Raw genomic sequence first — 12745 nt, forward strand, 5'->3', positions numbered from 1 at the left:
AAGGAACGCACGGATGCAGGCTCCGGAACAAGAGCATGAGCTTACCGCCGGTTACGATTCCTTCTTGGACATCGTAACGAACATCGTCGGCATCCTAATCATCTTGGTGATGGTGGTGGGAGTTCGCGCGTCCAAGCTCCCGCCGCAGGATTCGTCGCCCAAGGAACTACCGGAACCGTATGCCAGAGAATTGGAAGAGCTTCATCGCCAAAGAAATATCGTGGAATCGTTGCGGACGGACGTGCTGCGTATCCACGAGACGATTCGGCAGGTGGAACTCGATCGCGCGGCACGGGAGTTCGAGCGGCGAAATCTCGCCGGTTTGGTCGCTCAACTCGGCAAGGCCGTTCAGGAACGCGCGGCGCAGGCTTCCGACCGGGATCGGGAACGGATGGAACTGCAAACCCAACTGATCGAGTCACGAAGTCGCGCCGACCAATTGCGCCGCGAATTGGAGGCGAGTGCGAGCATCCAGACGGACACCGTCGTGACCCTGGTCAACTATCCGACTCCGCTCAGCGTCCCCGCCGACGGGGAAGAATTGCACTTTCAAATCCGTAACGGTCGCGTGGCGTACATCCCCTTGGACCGCCTACTCAAGGAACTTGTGGTCGACGCCAGACAGAAGATCTATCGTTTGCTGGAGGTACCGGAAGTGTCCGGTACGGTCGGACCGCTGGGCGGTTACCGATTGCAATACGTTTTGGCACGCCGCAACGTGCAAATGGAGGACCGCGGCGGCGAATCCGTCCAAGGCGCTATGGTGCAACTCAAGCGTTGGGTCCTGCAACCCGTCGCCGACATTGGCGACCCGGCAGAGAATGTTCTCCAGGAAACGTCGGAATTCCGCCGTCGCTTGGCCGGCTATCGCCCGGAGAAGACCATCGTCACAATCTGGTGCTACCCGGACGGCTTCGCGGATTTTCGCAGACTCCGAGACTACCTCCATCAGCAGGGTTTCAGCGTAGCCGGTCGCCCCCTGCCGAACGGTTATCCCATCACCGGATCCCCAAGCGGTTCCAAGTCGGCGGCACAGTGACGGTCGGCCATCCGGGAACGGATCGTTGCGACCAATCCCTTTTGTTGTTGCGGCAAATTCTGTTTTCCCGATGGACTCGCGTGCGCCGGGGGCGTCAAACGCATTCTTGTATAAAGAGCGGCCGCACGCGGAATACGCTACCGCACGGTCTTCCGTCGCGCATTTTCGGTATCGCAAAATCCGCAATTACCACGCTGTGTGCCGCCGAACCTGCCTCCCGCCAACAGCATAGGGAGGGTTGCGATTCTTGTCGAAATCTGACTATTGAGAGGCATTTTTAAGTCCGTTCACCGCGAGTGGGACTCCGGCGGTCCGGGTTACGGCGAGTCCCGATTAGTACTTTCTTGGGGAGGGTACCATGAGACGGTTGGCTTGTTGGCTTGCAGCAATGACGCTGCTTTTCGCCCTGCCTTGCGCGGGCGCGGAGCAGGCTCGGCAAGGTCCGCCGCGCAACATCATCTTGATCGGATGGGACGGCGCGCAGCGCGCCCATGTGCAAGAGTGCTTGCAGAGAGGGGAGTTGCCGACGCTCAAGCAACTCGGCGAAGAAGGGGCGCTGGTGGATATCGACGTTATCACGGGAGCTACCGACACGAAGGCCGGTTGGACGCAAATTCTCACGGGCTACAACCCGGAGGTCACCGGGGTTTACAGCAACGCCCGATTTCGCGACGTTCCCAAGGGATTGAGCGTCTTCGAGCGTCTGAAGGCCCAATTCGGCCCCGATTTCGTTTGTGCGGCCGCGATCGGCAAAAGGGAGCATTGCGGCGAAATCCGGGAACCGTTCAAGCGCAAGCTGACGGACGAGGAGGCCGCCCGGTTGCAGGAGCAGCTTCAACAACAACAGGAGCGCCAACGGCAACAGCGCCAGGCCGCACCAAGCGGCGGGCCCAAACCGCAGGCGACCCAAGCACCTGCCGATCGCCCGAAGCAAGCGCATGCCGGTACCGGTCGCCGTGCCGCAGGACAACCCGCTCAACCCGGCGCCGGTAAGCAAGTCGTCGGCCGAATCGTTGAAGAAAACGGCGAGAAATATCTGGTATTCGAAGGCTCCCCGTACTACACCATGCACCAGGCGTGCGATGTTTGGGAGTACGGCCTGATGGAGGATGAGAAGGTCGGCACCTTGGCCTTGGAACTGCTGGAAAAGTACAAGGACAAGCCGTTCTTCTTCTTCATCCACTTTGCATCCGTGGATCACAACGGCCATCGCTTCGGCGAGAACTCCGCGGAATACAACAACGCGCTCATCTCGAACGATGAGTGGACCGGCAAGATCATCGCGAAGCTCAAGGAGTTGGGCCTGTACGATCAAACGCTGGTCTATGTCACGGCCGATCACGGCTTTGACGAAGGCAAGACCGGGCACAGTTACGCGCCGTACGTCTTCTTGGGCACGAATGATCCGTTGGTCCAACGTAACGGCATGCGGCAGGATATCGCTCCGACGATCCTGGCCCGCTTCGGCGTCGATCTCGGTAAGCTGACTCCGCCCCTGGACGGCGAACCGTTGACGCAGGCGGCGACCAAACCGGTACAAAAGGCCCCGGAGACGAAGCCTGCGGTGGGGCCGAAAACGCCGAAGAAGGCGGGACCCGCCGCATCCGGCGGCAAAGGCGCTAAACCGCAGGCGGGAGCCAAGAAGCCTCGCAAAGCCGGAGCGACCGCGCCGCTGCCCGCCGCCAAGTGACGCCCACGCCGCCGGGCGGCACGGATGAATCCCAAAGATGACCGGGCGGTCGCTAAAGTCCGAACGCGGACAAGCGACCGCCCTTGTTGCGTCAACATCGAGAGGCGGCTGCGGGATCGGGCGTGATGAAGTCGATCCAAGGGATCCTGCCGCAAAGCCTTTCCACTCGCCTTTTCAAAGAATGCGGTGCCGAAATGATGAGACGCTTGGCGCCCATTCTGCCCGGCTTCGGTTGAAGGCTGAAATACCAGTCGAGATAGCTGAGCGGACGGCGGTAGCAAGCCTCCCGGAGCGACTCCAGATCGCGCTCTAACGGCGGTTTTCTTCCTTCGTCGAGTTCCACCACGATCCACAACGTGCAGTGGGGATTGCGATCCAGAACAAAATCCACCCAGCGACGCATGGCCGCCCCGTGCCGCGAGAAATCGCGCGACAGGAACCGCAGAACGTGCGCGACGCCGACCGTATCGGGCGACAAGGCCGGCGGGGATGAATCCAGATCGATCACCCATTGCGTTCCGCGGCGGGACGGATCAACCTCGGTCGCACCATCGCAAGATTCCGGCGGAGGGACGTTGGGAATCGGGTCGAAGTCGGTGCCGAACAGCGACTCCGCCTCCCGCATCAAATCCGCGATCTCTTCGCCCGAGAGGGTGGGCGTCCGAAAAACGTGGTACGGTGGGTGAGGTTGAAACTCGAGTCCCAACTCGCGATGCCGACGCCGAAAATCCGTTCCCGGCAGCACCGCCAACCGGAACACTTGAATCTCGCTATACAGCCCCGATCGCGCCAGGTATTCCAAGCCGCGGCGGACGGAATCGGCAGTGTCCCCGGGCAAGCCGACGATCAAATCCACACGCGTGCGAATGCCCGCTTCCAACATCGCCCGCACGCCTCGCTCGAATGCCGGCAGGTTCACCGTTCGATGCATCAAGGCCTGGGCCGTGCGATCAACGGACTGTAGTCCCAATTCGACCTCCGCAAATCCGGCCTCGGCCATGAGGCGAGCGTGTTCCTCGCGAATGCCCTCCGCTCGCAATTCCGCGGAATACGTGAACGAACGATCGCCGTTTCCCTCTACCAGCAGCTTCAAGAATTCCGTGAAATCCCGTCGCTGGTTCAGCGTAGGATCGAGGAGAAAGACCTCGGAGACGCCGGACCGCCGGGCCTCCGCCAAATTGGCCGACACCAGTTCGGCGTCCATATACGCCAGGCGATCGAAACTTTTGGGATAGAAGCAGAAACCGCACTTGAAGACGCAACCGCGGATGGTCTCCAGGAATAGACTGTCGTAAACTCCGGCGTCGAGAACGCCGTCCAAGTAAACGCGACCGATGTCATTCAGATGGGCCAGTTGAGGTCGCGGCGGGGGAATCTCCTGCCTTCGTCGACTCCATAAGCCCGCGATCTCCGGTTCGGCGCCTTTTCCGTCGCCGGTTTCGGTCCAATATCGGAGCAAATCGGCAAAGGTCTGCTCACCCTCCCCCATCACCGCATAATCGACCGCCGGATGCGCCAGAACCCAAGCATTGTCCGCGGTAATCTCGGGTCCGCCGAGGACCACGCGGATATTCGGCAGCAAGCGCTTGACCTGTTCCGCCAGGTAGAGTGACCTTTCGATATTCCAGAGGTAGCACGAAAGCCCCAGAACGTCCGGACGCCGGTCCGCGACGGCACGCACAATGGCCGCGTCCCCCCAACCGTCGGTGCGCGGCGAGGAAAGGATCTCGACCTCCGCCGCGATGCCTTCCACCCGCCGGGCATAGAGCTTCAGGTAAGCCGCAGCCAAGGGGACATTGCCCCGCACGGCCTCGGGACCGAAGGGAGGAATCGGCAATTGCAGCAACAGAACCTTCACAATACCAACCGGTTCGCGTTCAAGGATATTGACTCAACCCGGAACAACCGCGGGATATTCGCGCGGCCGGGTATCCGGCGTCTTTCAACGCGGCGTGGCGTTCGCCTTGCAAGAAGCGAAGCCCGTCAGGGCGGTGCGTCCGCTCTTTTGGAAAGTATACTCGAGGCGACAAGCCCGGATGCCGTGGAGAGTGTCGGGACGTGCGTCCTGCAAGCCGGGCTATCTCGGCCCAGCACGCAAGGCACCGCCGTATGACGCCGGGCGTGTTTTCAGCAAAACTGCCGGGCGGCTTCCTTGGCCCAGTAAGTCAAGATGATGTCGGCCCCCGCTCGATGGATGGAGGTCAGTATCTCGCGAATCACCGCCGGTCCGTCAATCCAACCCGCCGCTGCCGCCGCCATGACCATGCTGTATTCGCCCGACACGTTGTACGCCGCCAAGGGTACGCCGGGAAAGCGGTCGCGGACCTGTCGAATGACGTCCAGGTAGGCCAAGGCCGGTTTGACCATCACCATGTCGGCCCCTTCCGCCAAATCCAGTTCGACTTCGCGGAGGGCTTGCCCCACGGACGACGCGGGATCCATTTGATAACTCCGCCGGTCGCCGAACTGCGGGGCGCTCTCGGCGGCATCTCGAAACGGCCCGTAGAAAGGTCCGGCATATTTGGCGGAATAACTCATGATCGGCACATGGATGAATCCGGCCGAGTCCAACGCCCTGCGAATCGCCGCCACCATCCCGTCCATCATGCCGCTAGGTGCAATCACATCGGCGCCCGCTTGGGCGTGGAGCACCGCCTGCCTCCCCAAAAGCTCCAACGTCGCGTCATTGTCTACCGTGACCTGCGTCCCGGCTTGCCCCAATCGCCCGCAATGCCCGTGGTCCGTGTATTCGCAAAAACACAAATCCGTGATCGTCAGCAAGTCCGGAGTCGCTTCCTTGATCTTGCGAACCGCTCGACAAATCAAGCCGCTTTCGTCGAGCGCATCGCAACCCGATTCGTCCTTGCGACTTGGAATGCCGAAGAGGATCACGCCGCCCAAACCCAATTGATAGGCTTCCTCGGCCTCTTCCGCGAGATGATCCAGCGACAATTGGAATTGGCCGGGCATGGAGGCGATCGGCCTCTTTTCTGCGTCTCTGTCGTGGACGAAGAGCGGCTGAATCCAGCGCGCGGGGTCCGGTCGAACCGCTTGCACCAACCGGCGAACCCCCGGATGGTAGCGGAGTCGCCGCATTCTCACCGTCGGGAATTGGCCCGGAGCAGGCCGTTCCGGCCGAACGCGCCCACCGTCATCGAGGAACATAGGCTCGCATCCTCATAAAGCATCTTCACAAACAACAGCGCGGATCTACGATTGATCGCCGCCCGGCGCCTGGTTTACGGGAACGTCATCCTGATTCTTCACGGATGACCGCCGCGACACTTCCCGTGCGAATGACGGAAGCCCTGCCGATGTATCCGGATTCGCTTAAATCCGAATCGTCATCAATCTCTGGGCCAAAGGCGCATTTTCGTAGGCCAAGTGCCGCGAAATTCGAACGGTCCCGGCGTTGAGCGTTCCGCATCGCGCGGCACCCCAAAATAATCCGACGTCACTGCTGCCGCGGAACCGTCGGCCGAATCGAACGGGGCCTTCGCGATTGCCGTGAGCCCCAGGCGTTCGCTGTTTACCGGCGGACAGGCGGCGTTTGCCACGGCGGGAGTATAGCGAAACTCCCAATAGATGCCGTCCTCTTCCACAGTAACATGGAAACCGGGATCGAAGGTGGCCTCCCGAATTGCCGAATACTCTTGCGGGTAAGGTGTCGCGCCACGCCAATAGACGTTGCCGTCCACCCGGTTGGGAAAGCCCGTAGCGGCATAATGCGCCAACCCATACTCGGGTGCGGGTTTTCCCTCGGAGGTATCCGGCGGCCCCGCGAAAATGTTGTTGAAAAAGCGATTGTCGCCGTTTTGAGTGAATGCCAGACCGACGATTTCCGTGGAGTGAGGCTTGAAGAACGGGGTATCACGCCTCGGCTCGGGTCGCACCGTCAGACGTCCCGCGAAAATGTTGTGCACGTACGCGCCGCCTTGCGACATATCGAGCAGGGCCGCGGGAGAGAGGAACAGGTTGTTGTCCACCAGGAACGGCCCATGATTGACTTCGACGAAAAGGTCCATCCGTACGTTGTTGAAGAAGAGGTTCTCGCTGACTCGCGTCCCTTGCGTCATCCAGTCCAACCACAGGCCTTTCTGTGAATCGTGGAGGCAGTTCCCGCGGATAACGGTATCGACGGCACCGTGAAACTTGATGGCCGCGATTTCCGCGCCGTCGAATTGGCGTTTGACCCAGATGTTGTAGATGTGATTGCCGCTGACCTCGCTAAAGGCGCAGCCCATGCTGCCGCAAATGCCCGCCTGTTCGCAATCGTGAATCACGTTATTCCGCACGATGTGCGAGCCGATGCGTTCCTTGCTCCAACCGTTTTGGATGGCGCGGACCACGACCTCGTTGTACACCACATGGCCGGGTTTGTCCGGCTCGGCCAACCACGCGTTATGCCCGCTAGCGCGATCCTTTCCCAACGTGATCGCCGTGCATTTAGAATGGCTAATGACGTTATCTTCGATGATCCAACCTTTGCTCCAAAAGGTGCCGATCAGGCCGATTTGCTCCGCGGTGGGCGCCGCCCATTGCGTGGCCGCTTGGCTCATGCGAAAGCCGCGAACCGTGATGTAGTCGATTCCCGTTTGCGTTGGATAAAAGCAAGCGGGACGAACGTTGATCTCGACGAGTTCTTGGTTGGGATCGAAGTCGTGGAATTGCGCGTAGATGACGGTTTCGTTCTCGCCGACTTCGGCATACCACTGATAGGTTGAGGCCTCGGCATCCACGGCGTCGCGCAGCGGTTCAGGCCGCCTCAGTGCTTCCAATGAAGGCACTTCGAAAAGCGACTTGCCGTTGAGATAGACCTCGCCCGTGTGATGAACTCGGCCGCGATCGGAAAACCAGTCGCCCACGATCTTGTCCGCGTAAGGGTTGTAGTCGCCGAAAAACGTATTGGGCAGAATCACCTTCCAAACACCGTCGCCCTCGGGCGTCCAATCCTTGACGACTTCGGAACCCTTGATCCATACCTCCTCATGGGGCGCGGCCTGATAAACGATCCGCATTTCCTCCGATGATCCGCCGCGCGGAGGACGCACCCATTCGCGGTACACTCCCGAGTGCACCGTAATCACGTCGCCGGGTTGGGCCTTTTCCGCCGCGGCCGAGATTGTCCGCAAGGGCTGCGCTACCGTGCCGGGGAGGGAATCGTCGCCGTTGACCGCGACGTGATATTCCCGGGCATCGAGTTTTGCCGGCACGGCCGAAACGGCACAACCGACCGCGATGATCAGAATGAACCGGAATGACTTCATGGTTGCTTGGCTCCTCTTGTTGTTTGCCGGCGAGATTTCAGCCGCATCTTACGATACCCAGGGGGCGGATTGCAGGACTTGTGCCTTTTCTTTCAACCGGAAAAACTCGCGGGCATTCTCGTGCATAACGGGCGGGATAAGTCCTAAAGCGTCCTCCTGAGATATCCAGCCCTCCTGCACGAGTTCCTCCAGCGCCAAGGCGATTCCGCGCCGGGCAATCGCGGCGTGACCGAGCACCGGTTCCACGACGAAGTAGTCCCCCCCAAACGTGAATATCTTATTGGCCGGCGCCGTCACCAGATACTTCTTCAAGAAATCCTTCGCCGCCACGGGATTGATGATCCACGACCAGCACATGTCCACATACGCATTCGTATAGTGCTTGGCGACGCTGATCAAGTCCTCGTAATACGGATAGCAAATGTGCATGAACACGAATCGCGTGGTCGGCGATGCGCGACACAAATCGCAAGCCGCTTCCGCGTTCCGCGCGACGCGGGACAAAGGCATGTAGTTGTCGCCTGCGTAGTAACCGGTGTGAAGCTTGACCGGCAGATTGTGCTCCGTCGCCTTGCCGACGGCGTACCAGAACAGATGGTCTTCGATCGTCTTGCGTTCTTCGAGCGAAAGCGGATCGCCTCGCAAATGTTTGGCGAAAGGTCCTTCCGCTTGTTCGGGCGGAGTGGGTTGATAGTCGATATTGCGACGATAGGCGTCCTGACTCTTCACCGCTACGGCATACCGCGCATACTTGTCGAACCACCAGTCGATGACGCGGTGCCAGTCGGCCAACGACCGGACCTCGATGCCGGGCGGACCTCCGAATGATTTCAGGTCCGGACCGGCGAACATACCCACGATGCTGAGGTCTTGGAAAAGAAACCGGGGTTGCTTCGATTCCCGGAAAGTGCCGGTATTTACTTGGCACGACTCGATGCCGGCCTTCTCCTGAAGGATTCGCCCGTAAAAACCCGGGGATCGTGTTTTTCGGTAGGCATCGGCCACCGCTTCCACCGTGCTCGCGGACAAATCGGATATCCCGTAGAGTTCTTCCATAGCGATCCGCACAGCGCGACCGTAACCGGTATTCTTCACGGCGAGCCAATACGGCGCCAGCACGTTCCACTTCGCCGCCGGATCCAAAGGTTCCTTGAAGAATCGGGCATACTCCTGTTGCGTCATTCCGGCCGCGCGGAGATCGGAATCGAGGTAATGGCGCAAGATGACGGTCCAATCTTCGCTCGGTCCGCCGCCGGGACCTTGCAAGCAATCCTGCTCGTCCGGCAGGTGTTCGTGAGTATCAATCAGAGGCGCGCCCATGACCGCATCCCGAATTGCGGTCCCTGACTTGGGATCGGCGATCTTGGTCGATTCGCCCGCCGTTGACCCAGTCGCAACCCCGCCGCAGAAAGCCGCGGTCCCCAAGACGCCCAACCCCTTCAGACCGTCGCGACGCGATATTTCTTCATTGGGTGACATCACGCATCCTCCCGTAGGTTTGGGCCGTGCAAACCGGCGTCGCCGACGGCGGAACGACGGTCCTGCCTGCTTCGCTAGGGGACGTTCAGCTCCGACAAGACATCTTCGCAGTTGACAATCTTTTCCAACAAATCACCGGGAACGTAGAAATAATGGTTGGAGGCCTCGAACCCCAGCCTGGAATCGGCCGAGGCCAGGACGAAAAGCCGTCTTGCCGCCGCCAATTCCTCTTCCACGACGGTCCGAAGCTTGCTCTGCAATTCACGTCGCGACGCCGAGTCGGACGCCGCCTCCAGCCACGCGTTCCGCAGCATGACGAACCGCACCTGGTTGCGGACGGAGGCGAAGTGAAGATATGCCGCCTCCGCCACTCGCAGGTCGCCTTCGAAATTCGCTCGCTTGTCAGGGTCCGTCAAATCGCCCGCTGCCCGAAATTCGTCCAACCCCTCACGCCAACCGTTTACCAGTTTTTCCCATTGAGATGCAAAGACCTCCTCGGGATACGGGCCGCGCCAGCCCTTCAAATCGTCATACGGCAATCCCGTCATGGTGGCTCGATAACCGCTCGGTCGCAGCCATAGCAAGTTCGCCGGCCCCATGTGTTGAGGACCGTTATAGACGACTTGGCCGCTGTACGGGTATTCGCGAAACGCCCGACTGAAGGACGCCCAAGCTCGGCGAATTTGCGGAGCCGCCTTGGAACCGTAACGCTCCGCGGACACGGCGTCCAAGACTTCGTCCGACGTCGCTTCCTTGTTTGCCGCGAATCGCGATGCCACGGCCAAATTGGGCGATGGATACCCCCCCAACGTCCACGTCAACATCATGCCGTCGATTTCCTGACGGTTCAAATTGGCACAATGCTCGGCCACCAGGTCCGCAACGGGCAAGAACGGCACGGTGGAAAGTTCCCAAGTCAAGTTGAATTGGACCTTGGCCGCCGTCTTCAAACCGAGTCGGCGAGCCAGTTCCCAGTGGCGAACGGCGCGCGGTCCCGGACCGGGCACAGAAATGCAATACTCGCCGACCGTGCCGCGAACTCCGCCTCGCTCGAAAGGTTGCGACCATTCGCTGACGGACATCAACCAGACCGACTTCGGCAACAGCGGGATCAGGGAGGATGCGTCCTGATGTCCGTGCCAACCCCAATCCCAAACGATCACGCGAGCCTCCGGATTTCCGGCGTGAACGCCTTGTTCGACGAGGCGATTGACCTCCGCAATGATCTCGTCGTCGGTTCGCGCTGCGCAGCGGGGGCACTCTTGTCGATGAAAATGCGAGGCGCAGTTCGTGAGGTTCTCGGAAGCGGTGATCGTAAACACGCCGGCCAGGTCCGGGACTCGGCGAAAGACGTGCGTCAGCGCATTGCGGAGCCAGGCTTGCACCTGCGGGTTCGATGTACACATCGCCGTGAACTCGCCCTCCTTCACGCCCGCCATGTCCGGACGGTCGGCGAAAAACGCATGCGGCATTGCCCGGGGTTCGTTGATATAGAGATAGATGCCGATGCCGTGGCGTTTCGCCCGCGCTGCCAGCATTTGCAGGTTGCGCAGCCGAGTTTCGCACCCCTCGCCGAACTCGGGAAAATCCTCGCCGCCACGCGCCAAATTCCGCAGCACAACGTGCATCCAAACGCCGTTGATGCCCAAATCCGACAAGCGTTGGAGCAAACCGTCCGGATAGGGATTCAACTCGGGGTGCATGAGCGGATCGCCGTACGGCGCAAAGTAGGAATAGATCAGTCGCAATCCTTGCCGAATTCTGTCCGGCGGCGCCACCGTGACGGGTCGTTCGGGCCGCGACAATTCGTCCACGAATGCGAATCTCGGTTCTTCCGCGACTCCGTCACTCTCGGCCCGATGCTTGGCCAGGATCGCGCGGATGCGGGTCTCGGCTTGTTGAACCGGGGGCGTCCGAGGCATCAGGCGAACCGTTTCGCACTTGGGCTTCAGATTGCCGAGCTTGACGAAGAGGAAGTCGTCCTCCCGCAGGACGTACGCCAATTCCTGCGGCGTCATATCGAGCAGTTGCAGGAGCTGGTCGTAAGGCAGAAGGTGCCAGTTCCGCCGAATCAGCGTGATGTAGCCGCGACGCCGGAAAAGGTCGGAGGAAACGTCGCGCGGAGGCAAACCCATGGCCGCGGCGACCTCGCGGACTTCATCGCCGGAGGTCCCTAAGACTTGGCCAAGATCATCCGCGGATACCAGTCCCCAATTCCGCCAAATCACGGCGTGAGCCGCGTCCGGAAAGTGGGGCAAGCTCAATGCGTCGGGATTCGGGCCGACCGGAAGGATGTTTTCGTCCGCGACTGCGCGCGAGTCCATGCCGACCAGGAGCCCCGCCGCGCACATCAGAAAAAGCCGAATCCATCGCATCCCCATCTCGCTTCTCCACGGCCCAACGACCGAAAAACATCTCCGCCGAAATCGCTCGCAGGCATGCCGAGGGTGTGAATTCGAGCCTCACCCGCCCGCGAGCATTCCGACCGCCATCCGGTGAAGAATGCCGGTTTTGGCCCCGACCGAACCGTGGCAACTTCAGCCCTCGCTCGGTACCTGCCGCCGATGATTATCGGGGCACGATCGCGACTACGCAACCGTGGAGCGCCGTTTGAAACGAGAAGCCCGTGCGGCGCTAAGACGACCGTCCGGGAACGGGGCGACCCATCAAGCGGAGCAGGAGCTTGATATCCTCCCACGCCTCCTTCTTCATATTGGGAGAACGCAATAAATAGGCGGGATGATAGGTGCACACGACTTTGGCCGAACCGTACTCCCAAACCTTGCCCCGCAGGCGTCCGATCGGTTGCTCCGTTTGCAGGAGGTATTTGGCGGCGGTCGCACCCAGGCAGCAAATGAACTGCGGTTGAATCACCGACAACGTGGCGTCCAGCCAAGGGCGGCAATGGGCGGCTTCCTCGGCGGTGGGTGTGCGATTGTCCGGCGGACGACAGCGCAGGATATTGCAGATGTACACGTCCTTGCGCTGCATGCCCATGCCGCGAGTGATCATGTCGGTCAGCAATTGCCCGGCGCGACCCACGAACGGTTCGCCCTGCCTGTCTTCGTCGGCCCCAGGCGCTTCGCCGATAAAAACCAACTCCGCATACGGGTTGCCCACGCCGAAGACGGTCTGCGTACGGTAATTTACGAGTTCAGGACACTTTCGGCAGGCTGCGACTTGCTGCGCCAATTCCTTCAACAAGTCCTCGCGCGTCCGCGCCTCTTGCGCCGCCTCGTGATCGGCCTTTGTTTTCGGCATGTCAACCGG

The 12745-nt window shown here is 60.5% G+C and carries 8 protein-coding genes; 2 read left to right on the forward strand and 6 right to left on the reverse strand.

Going from position 1 to position 12745, the window contains the following annotated elements; translation table 11 throughout:
* The first annotated feature begins 13 nt into the window (after positions 1-13).
* The gene (locus ACYQ6J_RS09590) at positions 14-1039 is read left to right on the forward strand and encodes a hypothetical protein (protein WP_460183958.1); all 1026 of its coding nucleotides are present in this window, start codon (positions 14-16) and stop codon (positions 1037-1039) included.
* Positions 1040-1397: 358 nt separating this feature from the next.
* On the forward strand, positions 1398-2729 hold the full coding sequence (locus ACYQ6J_RS09595) for an alkaline phosphatase family protein (RefSeq protein ID WP_460183959.1): 1332 nt from the start codon (positions 1398-1400) through the stop codon (positions 2727-2729).
* A 91-nt stretch (positions 2730-2820) separates the two neighbouring features.
* Here ACYQ6J_RS09595 and ACYQ6J_RS09600 read toward each other — a convergent pair whose 3' ends face one another.
* The 6 genes from ACYQ6J_RS09600 to ACYQ6J_RS09625 form a co-directional block, all read right to left on the reverse strand.
* Entirely contained in the window at positions 2821-4587 is a 1767-nt protein-coding gene (locus ACYQ6J_RS09600; protein WP_460183960.1) for a B12-binding domain-containing radical SAM protein, read from the reverse strand.
* Between the two features lie 269 nt (positions 4588-4856).
* Positions 4857-5894 carry a porphobilinogen synthase gene (gene hemB / locus ACYQ6J_RS09605; RefSeq protein WP_460183961.1) on the reverse strand — a complete coding sequence of 346 codons (1038 nt, stop codon included), beginning with the start codon at positions 5892-5894 and terminating at the stop codon, positions 4857-4859.
* Between the two features lie 182 nt (positions 5895-6076).
* Positions 6077-7996: a right-handed parallel beta-helix repeat-containing protein gene (locus ACYQ6J_RS09610; protein WP_460183962.1), complete on the reverse strand. Its 1920-nt coding sequence runs from the start codon at positions 7994-7996 to the stop codon at positions 6077-6079.
* A 48-nt stretch (positions 7997-8044) separates the two neighbouring features.
* Positions 8045-9475: an amidohydrolase family protein gene (locus ACYQ6J_RS09615; protein ID WP_460183963.1), complete on the reverse strand. Its 1431-nt coding sequence runs from the start codon at positions 9473-9475 to the stop codon at positions 8045-8047.
* A gap of 74 nt (positions 9476-9549) precedes the next feature.
* The gene (locus ACYQ6J_RS09620; protein WP_460183964.1) at positions 9550-11856 is read right to left on the reverse strand and encodes a hypothetical protein; all 2307 of its coding nucleotides are present in this window, start codon (positions 11854-11856) and stop codon (positions 9550-9552) included.
* Positions 11857-12109: 253 nt separating this feature from the next.
* Positions 12110-12736 carry a uracil-DNA glycosylase gene (locus ACYQ6J_RS09625; protein WP_460183965.1) on the reverse strand — a complete coding sequence of 209 codons (627 nt, stop codon included), beginning with the start codon at positions 12734-12736 and terminating at the stop codon, positions 12110-12112.
* Between the last annotated feature and the right edge of the window lie 9 nt (positions 12737-12745).

The organism is Thermopirellula anaerolimosa (assembly GCF_054657335.1).